Annotated in this window: 12 protein-coding genes and 1 riboswitch; of the genes, 8 read left to right on the forward strand and 4 right to left on the reverse strand. The window is 64.1% G+C overall.

From position 1 onward, the window contains the following. Positions 1-75: 75 nt before the first annotated feature. From ACIPHN_RS17330 to ACIPHN_RS17340, 3 genes are read right to left on the reverse strand one after another with little or no spacing between them, the layout of a single operon-like run. Positions 76-852 (reverse strand): ABC transporter ATP-binding protein, encoded by a 777-nt coding sequence (locus ACIPHN_RS17330; protein ID WP_400437952.1) that lies wholly within the window; start codon positions 850-852, stop codon positions 76-78. After that, positions 849-1,832, reverse strand: a complete 984-nt coding sequence (locus ACIPHN_RS17335) for a FecCD family ABC transporter permease (protein WP_400437953.1) — start codon at positions 1,830-1,832, stop codon at positions 849-851. The genes ACIPHN_RS17330 and ACIPHN_RS17335 overlap by 4 nt, the downstream gene beginning before the upstream one ends. Positions 1,833-1,873: 41 nt before the next feature. Then, a complete protein-coding gene (locus ACIPHN_RS17340; protein WP_400437954.1) occupies positions 1,874-3,865 on the reverse strand; it encodes a TonB-dependent receptor family protein in 1,992 nt (663 codons plus the stop codon). Positions 3,866-3,950: 85 nt separating this feature from the next. Next, positions 3,951-4,237, reverse strand: a riboswitch (cobalamin riboswitch). Between the two features lie 501 nt (positions 4,238-4,738). Between ACIPHN_RS17340 and ACIPHN_RS17345 the strand changes: the two genes are divergently transcribed. Continuing rightward, positions 4,739-5,482, forward strand: a complete 744-nt coding sequence (locus ACIPHN_RS17345) for a protein phosphatase CheZ (protein WP_400437955.1) — start codon at positions 4,739-4,741, stop codon at positions 5,480-5,482. After that, positions 5,482-7,407 carry a chemotaxis protein CheA gene (locus ACIPHN_RS17350; protein WP_400437956.1) on the forward strand — a complete coding sequence of 642 codons (1,926 nt, stop codon included), beginning with the start codon at positions 5,482-5,484 and terminating at the stop codon, positions 7,405-7,407. The genes ACIPHN_RS17345 and ACIPHN_RS17350 overlap by 1 nt, the downstream gene beginning before the upstream one ends. A 97-nt stretch (positions 7,408-7,504) precedes the next feature. Here ACIPHN_RS17350 and ACIPHN_RS17355 read toward each other — a convergent pair whose 3' ends face one another. Beyond that, positions 7,505-8,446, reverse strand: coding sequence for a CysB family HTH-type transcriptional regulator (locus ACIPHN_RS17355; protein ID WP_400437957.1), 942 nt, complete (start codon positions 8,444-8,446; stop codon positions 7,505-7,507). A gap of 161 nt (positions 8,447-8,607) precedes the next feature. Here ACIPHN_RS17355 and ACIPHN_RS17360 point away from each other — a divergent pair, with 161 nt between their 5' ends. The 6 genes from ACIPHN_RS17360 (at position 8,608) to ACIPHN_RS17385 (ending at position 14,776) form a co-directional block, all read left to right on the forward strand. Continuing rightward, positions 8,608-9,381, forward strand: coding sequence for a sulfite exporter TauE/SafE family protein (locus ACIPHN_RS17360; RefSeq protein WP_400437958.1), 774 nt, complete (start codon positions 8,608-8,610; stop codon positions 9,379-9,381). A gap of 66 nt (positions 9,382-9,447) precedes the next feature. Continuing rightward, positions 9,448-11,145: a nitrite/sulfite reductase gene (locus ACIPHN_RS17365; RefSeq protein WP_400437959.1), complete on the forward strand. Its 1,698-nt coding sequence runs from the start codon at positions 9,448-9,450 to the stop codon at positions 11,143-11,145. Then, positions 11,138-11,665 carry a DUF934 domain-containing protein gene (locus ACIPHN_RS17370; protein WP_400437960.1) on the forward strand — a complete coding sequence of 176 codons (528 nt, stop codon included), beginning with the start codon at positions 11,138-11,140 and terminating at the stop codon, positions 11,663-11,665. The genes ACIPHN_RS17365 and ACIPHN_RS17370 overlap by 8 nt, the downstream gene beginning before the upstream one ends. A 44-nt stretch (positions 11,666-11,709) precedes the next feature. Next, the gene (locus ACIPHN_RS17375; protein ID WP_400437961.1) at positions 11,710-12,441 is read left to right on the forward strand and encodes a phosphoadenylyl-sulfate reductase; all 732 of its coding nucleotides are present in this window, start codon (positions 11,710-11,712) and stop codon (positions 12,439-12,441) included. Between the two features lie 68 nt (positions 12,442-12,509). Then, positions 12,510-13,445 (forward strand): sulfate adenylyltransferase subunit CysD, encoded by a 936-nt coding sequence (gene cysD / locus ACIPHN_RS17380; protein ID WP_400437962.1) that lies wholly within the window; start codon positions 12,510-12,512, stop codon positions 13,443-13,445. Next, positions 13,445-14,776: a sulfate adenylyltransferase subunit 1 gene (locus tag ACIPHN_RS17385; RefSeq protein WP_400437963.1), complete on the forward strand. Its 1,332-nt coding sequence runs from the start codon at positions 13,445-13,447 to the stop codon at positions 14,774-14,776. Before cysD ends, ACIPHN_RS17385 begins: the two co-directional genes overlap by 1 nt. Positions 14,777-14,781: the final 5 nt, after the last annotated feature.

Here is a 14,781-nt window from a genome sequence, read left to right on the forward strand (position 1 = left end):
TCGATTTTTTAGACGAAAAACAACAGCGCATCCCCTTACGGAGTACGCGCCCGACACACCAGCAAAGTGCGTTCGCTAGAGACTGGAAAGAAAGACGCTGCAGCCATCCTGGCTGAGCTGAGTGAAGCGGCAGCCGAAGGCGGCTTCCAGCAGGGACGGCACCATCACCTCACTGACGGTCCCGGCATGAGACCCGTCAGGTCCCAGCAGCAGGACGTGGGTCGCGAAACGCTTGGCCAGATTGATATCGTGACAACTCGCCACCACCGCCTTGCCCTGCTCCGCCAGCCCGCGCAGCAATTGCATGATCTGCAATTGCGCGGCGATATCCTGGTGTGAAGTCGGCTCATCGAGCAGGTACAAGGCCGGATCCTGGACCAGCAGTGTGGCCAGCGCCACGCGCTGCCGCTCTCCGCCCGACAGTTGCAGCAGGTCATGCCCGGCCAGCGCGGCCAGGCCGACCTGTTCCAGCGCCGCCCGTGCCAGTTCGCCATCCCCAGCCGGCTGCCCCCAGCCGCCACCATGCGCGAAACGCCCGGCCTGCACGGCCTCAAGCACCGGCAGGGAGAAGGCATCATGCTGCTGTTGCAGCAGCAATCCCCGGTGCAGGGCCATGGTCGGCACGGCCATCCCGGCCAGCGGCTGTCCTTGCAATAGCAGTTGGCCGGCATACGGGCGCTGCAGGCCGGCGGCGGCGTGCAGCAGCGTGCTCTTGCCGATGCCATTGCGCCCCAGCACGCACCAGAACTCGCCAGCGCGCGCTTGCCAGTCCAGCCCCGCAAGCAGGATGCGCCGGCCTGCCCTGATCTCCAGCTGCCGGGCCTGCAAGACCAAGTCGTCAGGGCGGCTCATACACGGCTCCGTGCCAGCAGCCACAGGAACACCGGCACCCCGACCAAGGCCGTGATGACGCCCACCGGCAATTGCACGGGGGCCACCACGGTGCGGGCCAGCAGGTCGGCCAGCGTCAGCGCCGCGCCGCCACCCAGGACCGAGGCCGGCAGCAACAGCCGCTGGTCATTGCCCCACAGCAGCCGCAAGGTATGCGGTACTACCAGGCCGACGAAACCGATGGTTCCGGCCATGGCCACGGCCATGGCGGTACAGGCCGAGGCCACGCACAGGCTCATGACCCGCAGGCGCAACACCGGCACACCCAGCAACTGGGCAAAAGCATCGCCACGCGCCAGCAGGTTCAGCGACGGCGCATGTCGCAGGCTCCAGATCAGCGCCAGCAGCAGCACGACCGCCGCCAGCGGCAGCAGGCGGGCATCATCGAGGTCCCCGATCAGCCAGAACACCATTCCGCGCAATTGCGCGTCCGGCGCCACCGACAGGGCCAGCGAGATCAGCGCGCCAAAGCCGGCCGCCAGCATCACGCCGGTCAGCAGCAGGCGCTGGCTGGACAGCAGCGGCGAGGTCGCCAGATGCCGCAGCGATTGCCGTACCAGGCCAAACAGCAGCGCCATCGCCAGCGCCGCTCCCAGCAAGGCGCCAGGTGCGGTCGCGGCCTGTACCGGCAGGCCCAGGTGCAATGCCGCCAGCATGGCCAGCAAGGCCCCGGCCGCCGAACCACCAGACAGGCCCAGCACATACGGATCGGCCAGCGGATTGCGGAGCAGCACCTGCATCAGCGCCCCCGACAAGGCCAGCGCGGCGCCCACCACGAACGCGGTCAGCGCGCGCGGCACCCGCAGCGACAGCAACAATGACACCGTGTCGGCCGGGGCCGAAGGACGCAGGCAGCCCGTGCTGCCGCACAAGGCGGCCGCCGCCAGCGTCAGCAGCGACACCAGCAACAAGACGGCAAGCAGGGAGAACAGACGTCGCATCGGCAATCCGGATGGGGAGGTTGGAATTCAGGCGTCCCGCATCAGAAATCGTAGCGGGCCGTGAATTTTACCGCCCGACCGTTTTCCGGATAGATGCCGGAGACGGCGCCACCGGAACAATCATAGGCCTGGGAATAGTAGGTGCGGTCGGCCAAGTTGGTCCCGGTCACGGCAAACTCCCAGGCGCTCACCCGCACCGCGTAACGGGCATCGAGGGTGGTGAAGGAGGGCATCCTGGCGCAGGTATTGGCGAAGTCATTGCCCATGCGCTGACGGTCCACCCAGCGCACACCGGCGTCGGCGCTCTGCTGGCCGGACTTCCAGTTGATCCGGGTCGACAGGGTGTTCCTGGGCACCAGCGCCAGCTCCTTGCCGTTGTTGACACCATCGGCGAACTTGGCGTCGATATGCTGGTAGTTGGCGCTGAGGGTGATGCTGTCGTTCACGCGCAGGCGCCCTTCCAGTTCCACGCCCTGGTGCAGGGTGGGATCGAGGTTGCTGTTGGCACCGAAGCCGCCATTGGCGGTGGGATCGTAATACAGCTCGTCACGCACGCGATGGCGGAACCAGCGCGCCGTCAGCTGGCGCGCATCGTTACCCAGCGTGGCACCCAGCTCGACGTCATGCGACACCTGGGGCTTGAGCACCTGGCCGCTGGGCAAGGCGGTATAGCCGTTCTCGTCGGGCGTGGCCAGGCGGTAGCTCTGGCCAGTCTTGGCGAAGGCGCGCAACAGCGGCAGCGGGGCGTAACTGGCTTGCAGGTCCCAGGCATTGACGGCACTGGTCCGGTTGTAGGCGCCCGAGCCGCTGCTCTGGGTGAACTGCTCGCGACGCACGCCGGCCGCCAGGCGGGCATTGTGGTCGAACTCGATCTCGTCGCGCAGGTACAGGGCCTTGGCATGCTGGGCCGCATCGCTGTTGCCATAGCTGGCGTTGGTGACGCTGTTCCATTCGGTGAGGTCGGTGCCGACGATCCATTCATTCTTCCATGGCCCGCTTTGCAGCACATGGCGCAGGCGCGGCGAGAACTGGGTCAGGCGGATATTGGCTTGCGAGGTCGAGGCGCTGCTCACGTAGTCGGCGCGCGAGATCTTCTCGCGATGAGACAGCTCGGCGGCCACGTCGAAGTCGCCGAAGCGGCGCTCCAGGAAGGCTGTCACCGTGTCGTTGTCATAGGAGCCATGATCCAGCGGCTTGCTGCTCTGGCGCGGATCGGCCTGGTACTGGGCCTGGGTGAGGCTGCCCGGCAGACCGAAATCGGCGCGGGCGATATTGGCGCGCAGACCAAAACGCCAGTCGCTGGCGAACCACTGCACGGTGGTACTGAAGTTTTCCTGGTTGGATTTCGCATTGTCGCGCCAGTTGTCGCTATGCGCCTTGGCATAGCTGGCGTCAATCGACATGTTGTCCCAGCCGCGCGAGACGGCGGCGCGCCCGGCGCGCTGGCCCTGGTTGCCCAGCTCGGCCACCACCGTGCCATGGCCATCGTTGGCTTGCGGACGGCGGGTGATGATCTGGATGGTGCCGCCGGTGGCGCCGCTGCCATAGAGCACGCTGCTGCCACCGCGCACGATCTCGATGCGCTCGATGGTCTCGATGGGGATGGAGGACAGCAAGGGTGTGGACAATTCGTTTTCCGAAATCCGCACACCATCGACCAGCACCACCATGTTCTGGTCGCCATTGGTGCCGAAACCGCGCAGGTCCAGCGGGAAATCATTGGGGCCGGCCGAACTCTGGCGGCCATAGATGCCGCCCAGCTTGCGCAGCGCCTCATTGGCATTGTCGATGCCGGCGGCGCGGATCTGCTCGGCCGTGATCACGGTCGTGGCCACCGGCGCAAAGGCCGGATCATTGGGGAAGCGCGAGGCCGACACCACCACCGCCGACAACGGGGTAGTGGCATTGGCCGTATCGGACTCGGCCTGGGCAGGCAGCTGCCAGGCGGCCGCGACGGCCAGACTCAGGGAAACGGAAGCGCGCAAGTGCATGCTGGGGGCAGCGCGATGGCCCCGCGAAACGATGTTAGACATGGTAGTGAAATCCGGTGACATTCCCCGGCCTGCCTCCCCGCAAGCCGGATTCAACGGAAGCCGCCCGGACGATATGGCGTACAGGCAAGCTCCCCCCCGTCCTGGCCGGTATCCGGGCTGCAGGCATGACCATCGGCCTTCCCATGCATTGCTTGCACGCGGCAAGATGCACAGTGGCATGGAAGATGGATTGCCGGCACTACGCAAGGTCTCTCAAGGAGACATTGGCACAAGGCCGGCGCCTGTTTACCGTTGCGGGGGCAGCACACATTGACCACCGGAGCGGCCTTGCGGCCAGCCTCGATGGCGGGTGTTTCCCGTTTAACTGCCGGCGAGGACACGCCGGCGGGCACCAAAACGGCGCCATTGTAGGCGCGAAGCCACTTGTCTCACAAGCAAGAGAAGAAGACTGATGTAAATCAGCACAAGTTGGGCATATGTATTGCTTAAAAGAAAAAGATGGATAAAATCCAAAGCAATATCGAAAAATTTCGAAGTCAATTCAAGAAGTTTCAAGAAGTGGGGGCAACACCAGTCCGACAAGCCAGGCGATCCGCCGCTTTGTCAGGAAGTTGACAGCTTGAAGAAAAAACGGAACAGATGGGGGATTTCACTCGCTATTTAGCCGATGAAATGGTCTGCGCGCACCCTATACTCGGCAGCATGGCATCGTCGACCCTCGGGCTCTCGCTCCTTGGCCTTCCCTGTCATCCCTGAATCGCCGTTGACGGCCGCTGGACTTCAGAGACGGTCCCGGTCTGCCGATATTGCAGGTTGGGCTGTGGTCTGGCCTGGTGGAACGACTCATTTGACTTGCCTGGACAGGCAGGTTGCATAAAAAGTGCACTACATTTGTTGGGAGAATTTGTAATCATGAGCGACGACGTTGATCTGGAAGCACTGTTTGACGAAATTTCCGCGCAAACCCTGCCGGCCATGAGTCCCACCGGCGAGGCATCGCCTCCCCAGGCCGTCGCCGCCGACGAGGCCAGCCCGGAATCGACGGAAGACCAAAGTGACAAGCCCATGTACGAGCGCCTGGGTGGCATCGTCCGCCTGCTGCACGACTCGATGCGCGAACTGGGCTACGACCGCTCGCTCACCGACGTGGCCGAGCAGATCGGCGACGCCCAGAGCCGCCTGGAACATATCGCCACGCTCACCGAGCAGGCCGCCAACAAGGTGCTCAATGCGCTCGATTCGGGCATGCCTGCCCAGGATCGCCTGCAGGAACAGGCCAAGGACATCAACGACCGCTGGGCCAGGCTCTATGCCGGCCAGATGAGCATCGACGAGTTCAAGCAACTGGCGGGCGATTCCCAGAAGTTTTCTGCCTCGGTGGTGGAATCGACCGAAGCGGAAAAGGCCCGCATGCTGGAAATCATGATGGCCCAGGACTTCCAGGACATCACCGGCCAGCTGATCAAGAAGATCGTGGGCATCACCGCCAGCGCCGAGCGCGAGCTGGCGCAGTTGCTGCGCGACAATGCACCGGCCGAGGTGCGCGCGCAGATCGAAGCCGAGAAACCGGTTTCGCTGATGAATGGTCCTGCCACGCCGGGAACGGCCATGGGCCAGAACGATGTGGACGACTTACTCGATAGCCTGGGGTTCTAATGGATGACGAAATGCTCAAGGATTTTGTCGTTGAAGCGTTGGAGCTCGCCACCAACGTGGAAGAGCATCTGCTGACGCTCGAACGACATCCTGATGACCTTGAAATCCTCAATGCGGTCTTCCGCGCCTTCCACACCATCAAGGGCGGCGCCGGTTTCGTGAACCTGCCGGCCATGGTGTCGGCCTGCCACCTGACCGAAAACCTGTTCGACGCCCTGCGGACCGGCAAGGCGCCCGTGACGCCCCTGGCCATCGAAGCGGCGCTGCAAGCCAGCGGTTTCGTGGCCGATCAACTCAACGAGCTCTCCAATGGTGCCGCGCCCGATAGCCTGGCGTCGATGCCGACCGAGCTCAAGGACATCCTGACCCAGGCCATCGAAGGTAAGGCCGAGGCACCCGCCCCGGCGGCTGCGGCGCCCGCGCCCGCCCCTGCCCCGGTGGCCGCCGCTGCACCTGCTGCCGTGACGACGTCGGCCGCTGCCATCGATGGCAGCGCCAGCGTGATGAACAATGGCCAGCTGGACTGGAACGCGCTCTACCAGGCCCTGGTGCCGGGCGCCGCAGGCGCCACCGCCCCGGCCGTGGCAAGTGCAGCCCCCGCAGCCCCCGTCGCCGCTGCGGCCAGTCCGGTCGCGGCAGCGGCCGCTCCTGCTGCACCAGCTGCGGCTGCAGCCCCGGCCAGCGCCGATGGTGGCGAAGCGAAGGCCGCGCCTGCACAGCACAACCGTCGCTCCACCGACGCCGCCAAGGAAGAAAGCATCCGTATCGATGCCGGCAAACTCGATGCCCTGCTGGAAGTGGCCGGCGAATCGGTGCAGGCTGCCAACCAGGCCGCCGTCCTGCTGGAAAAACTGCAGCAGTTCAAGTTCGAAGGCACGGCTGGGGCCCTCATGTCGACCCTGGCCGAGACCCTGGGACGCGCCTCGCGCTATTCCAGCGAACTGCAGCGCGCCACCCTGTCGACCCGCATGCAACCGGTGGGCCGCCTGTTCCAGAAGTTCCCCCGACTGGTACGCGAACTGGCCAAGGATCTGGGCAAGGACGTCGATCTGGTCATCACCGGTGCCGAAACCGAAGTGGACCGCGTGGTGGTGGACAGCCTCTACGACCCGCTGGTGCACATGCTGCGCAATTCGCTGGACCACGGCATCGAAGTCGATCGCGTCGGTGCCGGCAAGTCGACCAAGGCCACCATCTCGCTCAACGCCTGGCAGGCCGGTAGCAGCGTCATGATCGAGGTCTTCGACGACGGCAAGGGCATGGACCCCGACATGCTGCGCAGCAAGGCGCTGGCCAAGGGCCTGATCAACGAACACCAGGCGCTCACCTCCGATGAGGCCCTGCAACTGGTGTTCCTGCCCGGTTTCTCGACCAAGGAAGTGGCCTCCAGCGTCTCCGGACGTGGCGTGGGCATGGACGTGGTCAAGACGGCGGTGGAAAAGCATCGCGGCACCATCCGCATCGACTCCACCATCGGCAAGGGGACCAAGTTCTCGATCCGCCTGCCCATCGAACTGTCGATCATCCCGACCATGCTGGTGCGCTGCGCCGGCGCGCCGCTGGCCCTGCCGATGGCGGTGGTGGAGCGTGTGGTCGAGCTGCCCGAGACCTTCGACGAAGTCGGCGGCGCCCCGGTGCTGCGCGACCAGGGCCGTCCGCTGCCGGTCAATTCGCTGGCAGGCGTGCTGGGCTACGAACCGGGCAATGAACGCGTGGGCATCGTCATGGCGGTACCGCACCCCTACATTCTGGGCGTGGAATCGGTCGAAGGCACGGCCGACCTGGTGATCAAGCCGCTGACGGCGATCCACACCGCCGGCATCACCGGCACGGCGCGTTCGGCCGAGGGTGAACTGGTGCTGGTGGTGGGCCTGTCCTTCCTGCTGGACGGCTGCCGCGACCTGGAACGCACGGCGGTGGCATAAGTCTGAGCAGCCCGCTAGCGGGGCACAAGCAAAAACGGCCGGGTCTGCGAAGACCCGGCCGTTTTTGCATGAGGCGTTACGTCCGCCAGGCCTGCCCTTACAGTTCGTACATGTCCTTCTCACCTTCCATCACCTGGGAGATCAGCTTGCGGTTCAGGGTCGGCGCCAGCAGTTCGATGAAGGTATAGACATAGCCGCGCAGGTAGGCGCCCTGCTTCAGGGCCACGCGCGAGACATTGGTGCCGAACAGGTGTCCGGCCGGAATGGCGCGCAGGCCACGGTCCCGCTCGGCGTCGAAGGCGATGCCGGCGATGATGCCCACGCCCATGCCCAGTTCCACATAGGTCTTGATGACGTCGGCGTCGATGGCTTCCAGCACCACGTCGGGCTTCAACTGGCGCAGCGAGAAGGCATGGTCGATCTTGCTGCGACCGCTGAAAGCCGAGTCGTAGGTGATCAGCGGATTGGCCGCGATTTCTTCCAGTGTCAGGCTCTTGGACTGCAGCAGCGGATGCTCCGGCGGCACCACCACCACATGCTCCCACTGGTAGCAGGGCAAGGACACCAGGCCCTCGCCGGAGGCCAGGGCCTCGGTGGCAATGGCGATGTCGGCCTGGTCGTTGCGGACCATCTCGGTGATCTGCTTGGGATTGCCCTGCAGCAATGACAGATGCACCTTGGGATACTTCTGCGTGAAGGCCTGCACCACCTTGGGCAAGGCATAGCGCGCCTGGGTGTGGGTGGTGGCAATGGTGAAGCTGCCGCTGTCATGGGCGGCGAATTCCTTGCCGATGCGCTTCAGACCGTCGACTTCCTGCATGATCAGCTCCACCGAGCGCAACACCGCCCGTCCCGGCTCGGTCAGGCCACGGATACGCTTGCCGTGGCGGGTGAAGATATCCACACCCAGTTCTTCTTCCAGCTCGATGATGGCCTTGGAGACGCCCGGCTGGGACGTGTACAAGGCCTTGGCGGCCTCGGTGAGGTTGAAATTCTGACGTACCGCTTCGCGTACAAAGCGGAATTGATGAAGATTCATGAGGGAAATCCTTCGCTTCCACACAGCGCGGCGACCCCGCCCCTAGGGCAATCGCCAGCCTCATTTGTATATGCCAAAGGCGTATATAAGCAAATAAATACTATGTAGTTTGGTTTGAAACATAAGTTTATTACGATTCGCAGACTAATGGGCGAGGTGTTATGACTGTTTCTTATGTAGTAAGCGGATTTGCCGTGGGACTGCTGGTCGGCCTGACCGGGGTCGGTGGCGGCTCGCTCATGACGCCCCTGTTGACCTTGCTGTTCGGCATCCACCCCAGCGTGGCGGTGGGCACCGACCTGGCCTTTGCCTCGGCGACCAAGACCGCCGGCACCCTGGCCCACCGTTTCAAGGGTACCGTGCGCTGGGACGTGGTCCGTCGCCTGTCCTATGGCGCCCTGCCGGCCGCCCTGGCGACCACCCTGCTGCTCAAGCACTTCGGCGCCGTCAGCGACGGCATCGCCCTGACCATCCGTTATTCCATCGCCATCTCGGTGCTGCTGACCGTGACCGCCCTGCTGTTCCGTTCGCGCATGCAGGCCTGGCTCAATGCCCACCCGCAACGCCAGCTGCAAGGCGCCGCACTGTCCAATGCCACCATCGCCGCCGGTGCCCTGCTGGGCACGCTGGTGACCATTTCTTCCATCGGCGCCGGTGCCGTGGGCGCAACCTTGCTGGTCCTGCTGTATCCTCGCCTGACGCCGGCCGAGATCGCCGGCACCGACATCGCCTACGCCGTGCCGCTGACCGCCATCGCGGCGCTGGGTCACTGGTGGCTGGGTTCGATCAACTGGGAACTGCTGGCCACGCTGCTGCTGGGCTCGGTTCCGGGTATCACCATCGGTTCGCTCGCAGCACGAGCGGTGCCGGAGAAATTCTTGCGAGGCCTGCTGGCCATTACGCTGACGAGCGTTGCAGTCAAGCTGATTTGGTAGGCTGTTTTTCAATCGGGCGCACCTTGCGTTGAGGTCGCCCATCAAGACGTTAACAGGGACTATAAGATGTACCGCTATGACCAATACGATCACTTGATCGTCAAAGAGCGAGTTGCACAATACCGGGACCAGGTGCGCCGGCGCCTGTCGGATGAACTCATCGAGGACGAATTCCGTATCCTGCGCCTGCAGAACGGTCTCTACCTGCAACGCCATGCCTACATGCTGCGCATCGCTATTCCCTATGGCATGCTCGCTTCCAAGCAATTGCGCAAGTTCGCCGAGATCGCCGTCAAGTACGACCGCGGCTATGGCCACTTCACCACCCGCCAGAACATCCAGTTCAACTGGATCAAGCTGGAAGAATCCCCCGAGATCCTGGAAGAACTGGCCAGCGTCGAGATGCATGCCATCCAGACCTCGGGCAACTGCATCCGCAACACCACCTCCGACGAGCTGGCTGGCGTGGCTGCCGACGAGATCGTCGATCCGCGTCCCTACGCCGAACTGATCCGCGAGTGGAGCACCTTCCACCCCGAGTTCGCCTACCTGCCGCGCAAGTTCAAGATCGCCATCAGCGGCGCCGCCGAAGACCGCGCCGCCACGGCCGTGCATGACATCGGCCTGCATGTGCTCAAGAACGAAGCCGGCGAAGTGGGCTTCCGCGTGCTGGTCGGCGGCGGCATGGGCCGCACGCCCATCCTGGGCAGCGTCATCCGCGACTTCCTGCCCTGGAAGCACGCCATGTCCTACCTGGAAGCCATCCTGCGCGTCTACAACCAGTACGGCCGCCGCGACAACATGTACAAGGCGCGCATCAAGATCCTGGTCAAGGCCATCGGCGCCGAGGAATTCGCCCGCCAGGTCGAGCAGGAATGGGCCGAGATCAAGGACGGCCCCTCCACCCTGACCGAAGAGGAACTGCAGCGCGTGGCGCAGTTCTTCACCGATCCGGCCTACGCTGCCCTGCCGGCGGTGGATGCCGAGTACGAACGCCTGAAGGCCGAAGACCGTGGCTTTGCCAACTGGATCAAGCGCAACGTCAAGGCCCACAAGAAGCCGGGCTATGCCGCCGTGCTGCTGTCGCTGAAGAAGCCGGGCGTGCCCCCGGGCGACATCACCGCCGACCAGATGAACTTCGTGGCCGATCTGGCCGACCAGTACAGCTTCGGCGAACTGCGTGTGACCCACGAGCAGAACCTGGTGCTGGCCGACGTCAAGCAGTCCGAGCTGTATGCGCTGTGGAAGGCCGCCAAGTCGCACAACCTGGCCACCCCCAACATTGGCCTCTTGACCGACATCATCTGCTGCCCTGGCGGCGACTTCTGCTCGCTGGCCAATGCCAAGTCGATCCCGATCGCCCAGGCCATCGCCGAGAAGTTCGAGAACATCGACTTCCAGCATGACATCGGTGACATCGAACTGAACATCTCCGGCTGCATCAACGCCTGCGGTCACCACCACGTGGGCAACATCGGCATCCTGGGCGTGGACAAGGATGGTTCCGAGTGGTACCAGGTCTCGCTGGGCGGCGCCCAGGGCAACGAGTCCTCAATCGGCAAGATCATCGGCCCCTCGTTCTCGGCCACCCAGATGCCGACCGTGATCGATCGCCTGCTGCAAGTCTATGTGCAGCAACGCAACGAAGAAGAACTCTTCATCGATACCGTGCGCCGCATCGGTGTAAACCCGTTCAAGGAATTCGTATACGCAACGCCGATCCGTTCGGCCGACTATGTCGCAGGAGAAGACGCCAATGCCTGAAATCATCAAGAACAAGACCGTCGTCAGTGACGACTGGAGCGTGCTGCGCCTGGCTGAAGGCGAGTCCGCAGAGACCATCGCGGTGCCGGCTGGCCGCGTGATCGTGCCGCTGACGGTGTGGAAGGCCCAGGCCGCCACCCTCAAGGCACGTGCCGAGCTGGGTGTCTGGCTGGCCAGCGACGAGCGTCCCGAAGAACTCAAGGGCGAGCTGGAGAGCTTCAAGGTCGTGGCCGTGGACTTCCCCAAGTTCGCCGACGGCCGGGGCTATTCCATCGCCTACAACCTGCGCGCCCGCCTGGGCTACACCGGCGAGCTGCGCGCCATCGGCGACGTGCTGCGTGACCAGCTGTTCTACATGCAGCGCGTGGGCTTCGACGCCTTCGCCGTGCGTGCCGACAAGAACATCCACGACGCCGTCAAGGGCCTGACCGACTTCTCCGAGAAGTACCAGACCTCCTGGGATGAGAAGAACCCGCTGTTCCGCCGCGTCAAGCGTGAAACGGCGCAGGCCGCAGACTGAGCAGGACGCTCGCAGCAGCAATATTGAAGAAGGAAGGACAGCCCATGTCGAATCAGGCCTTGCAGGAACTCATCGCCAACACCCAGGCCACACTGGCACGCATCGCCGCCGAGTACGCCCCGGCGGCCCTGGCCTCCAGCCTGGCCGCTGAAGACATGGTGCTGGCCGACCTCATCCTGCGCGGCAAGCTGCAGGACAAGATCAGCATCTTTACCCTGGAAACCGGCCGCCTGCACAAGGAGACCGTGGGCATGATCGACCGCATCCGTGACACCTACGGCTACGAGGTCGAGCCCTACCGTCCGCAACCGGAGGCCGTCGAGGCCTACGTCCGCGACCACGGCGCCAACGCCTTCTACGACAGCGTGGAACTGCGCAAGCAGTGCTGCCACATCCGCAAGATGGAGCCGCTGAACCGCGCCCTGTCGGGAAAGGCATCGTGGGTCACCGGCCAGCGTCGCGCGCAGTCGGTCACGCGCGCCGAACTGCATGTGCAGGAACGCGATGAGGCCCACGGCATGGAGAAATTCAATCCCCTGGCCGACTGGTCCGAACAGGATGTGTGGGATTACATCCGCGCCAACGATGTGCCCTACAACCCGCTGCACGACCAGGGCTATCCCTCGATCGGCTGCGAGCCCTGTACCCGGGCCATCCAGCCGGGCGAAGATGTCCGCGCCGGCCGCTGGTGGTGGGAAAACCCCGACTCCAAGGAATGCGGCCTGCACGTGGTTGACGGCAAGCTGGTGCGCATCAAGGCGCACGCGGCGACCTGAACCGGCAGCAAACAAGAACTGAACCAGAGCAACAACCAGCATCAATAGAAAGCATGGGAAGGCCCGGCATGAACACTGCGGTAGACAAACTCTTTTTGGACAACGCCAGCAACCGTCACCTCGACTGGCTGGAATCGGAAGCCATCCACATCATGCGCGAGGTTGCGGCCGAGTGCAGCAACCCGGCGCTGCTGTTCTCCGGCGGCAAGGACTCGGTGGTGCTGCTGCGCATCGCCGAGAAGGCCTTCCGTCCCGGCAAGTTCCCCTTCCCGCTGGTCCACATCGATACCGGCCACAACTTCCCGGAAGTGATCGAATTCCGCGACCGCCGCGCCAATGAACTGGGCGAGCGCCTGGTGGTGCGTTCGGTGGAAGACTCGATCAAGCGCGGCACCGTGCGCCTGCGCAATCCGCTGACCGATTCGCGCAATGCCGCCCAGGCGGTGACGCTGCTGGAAACCATCGAGGAATTCAAGTTCGACGCCTGTATCGGCGGCGCGCGCCGGGATGAAGAAAAGGCCCGCGCCAAGGAACGCATCTTCTCTTTCCGCGACGAGTTCGGCCAATGGAATCCCAAGGCCCAGCGCCCCGAGCTGTGGGACCTGTATAACACCCGCGTGCATCCGGGCGAGAACATGCGCGTCTTCCCCATCTCCAACTGGACCGAGCTGGATGTGTGGCAATACATCGCCCGCGAAAACCTGGCCCTGCCCTCGATCTACTTCGCCCACGAGCGCGACGTGATCCCGCGCAATGGCCTCTTGGTGCCGCTGACCGACCTGACCCCGGCCCGCGAAGGCGAGACCGTGGAAAAGCAGGTCGTGCGCTTCCGCACCGTGGGTGACATCTCCTGCACCTGCCCGGTCTCTTCCGATGCCGCTTCGGTGGAAGCCATCATCGCCGAGACCGCAGTGACCCAGATTACCGAGCGCGGTGCCACCCGCATGGACGACCAGACGTCCGAAGCCTCGATGGAAAAACGCAAGAAGGAAGGATATTTCTGATGAACGCCGCCGCAACCCAAGAACAACTGGCCAACGCCTCCGCGCCTTCGCACGAACGCGGCCTGCTGCGCTTCATCACCGCCGGCTCCGTGGACGATGGCAAGAGCACCCTGATCGGCCGCCTGCTGTTCGACAGCAAGGGCATCTTCGCCGACCAGCTTGACGCCATCTCGCGCGCCAAGCACAAGCGTACCGTGGGCGACACGGTGGACCTGTCGTTGCTCACCGATGGCCTGGAAGCCGAGCGCGAGCAAGGCATCACCATCGACGTGGCCTACCGCTACTTCGCCACGCCCAAGCGCAAGTTCATCATCGCCGACACCCCCGGCCACGAGCAGTACACCCGCAACATGGTCACCGGTGCCTCCACCGCCGACGCGGTCATCATCCTGGTGGATGTGTCCAAGGTGAAGCTGGGTGACGATGGCAGCGTGGAACTGCTGACCCAGACCAAGCGCCACTCCACCATCGCCCACCTGCTGCAGATCCAGCACGTGATCGTGGCCGTCAACAAGATGGACCTGGTGGACTACGACCAGACCGTCTACGACCGCATCGTCGGTGCCTACCAGCAGTTCGCCCAGCAGCTGGGCCTGAAGGACGTGCATGCCATTCCGCTGTCGGCCCTGGCCGGCGACAACGTGGTCACCGCCAGCGAGCGCCTGTCCTGGTATCAGGGCCCGACCCTGATCAAGCTGCTGGAATCGCTCTCGGTCTACGAAGACGCGCACGAAGAAGCCTTCCGCTTCCCGGTGCAACTGGTGGCACGCCACAACGGCCACGAAGCCAATGACTTCCGTGGCTACATGGGTCGCATCGAAGCCGGCAAGGTCGCCCGTGGTGACAAGCTGGTCGTGCTGCCCAGCGGCCAGAGTGCCACCGTCAAGGATATCCAGACCCTGGACGGCTCGCTGGAATCGGCCTCGGCCGGCCAGTCGGTGACCATCCTGCTGGACGAGTACCTGGACATCTCCCGTGGCGACCTGCTGGCCGCCGCCGCCCAGCCCTCGACCATCCTCAAGACCGTCGACGCCGACGTCTGCTGGCTCTCCGAGGAACCGCTGGACCTGCGCCGCAAGTACTGGCTCAAGCACACCACCAAGCAGGTCGCTGCGCGCGTGGCCAAGGTCGATACGCTGCTGGACATCAACACCCAGGAACGCCGCCCGGCCGACACCTTGAAGCTCAACGACATCGCCCGCATCAGCGTGAACGTGCAAGCGCCCATCGCTGCCGATGCCTATCAGGATATCCGTGCCACCGGCGCCTTCATCCTGATCGACGAAGTGAGCCACCAGACCGTTGCCGCTGGTATGATTCGGATCGACTGATTTTC

The organism is Herbaspirillum sp. NPDC087042 (assembly GCF_044745245.1).
Taxonomy (GTDB): Bacteria; Pseudomonadota; Gammaproteobacteria; order Burkholderiales; family Burkholderiaceae_D; genus Herbaspirillum.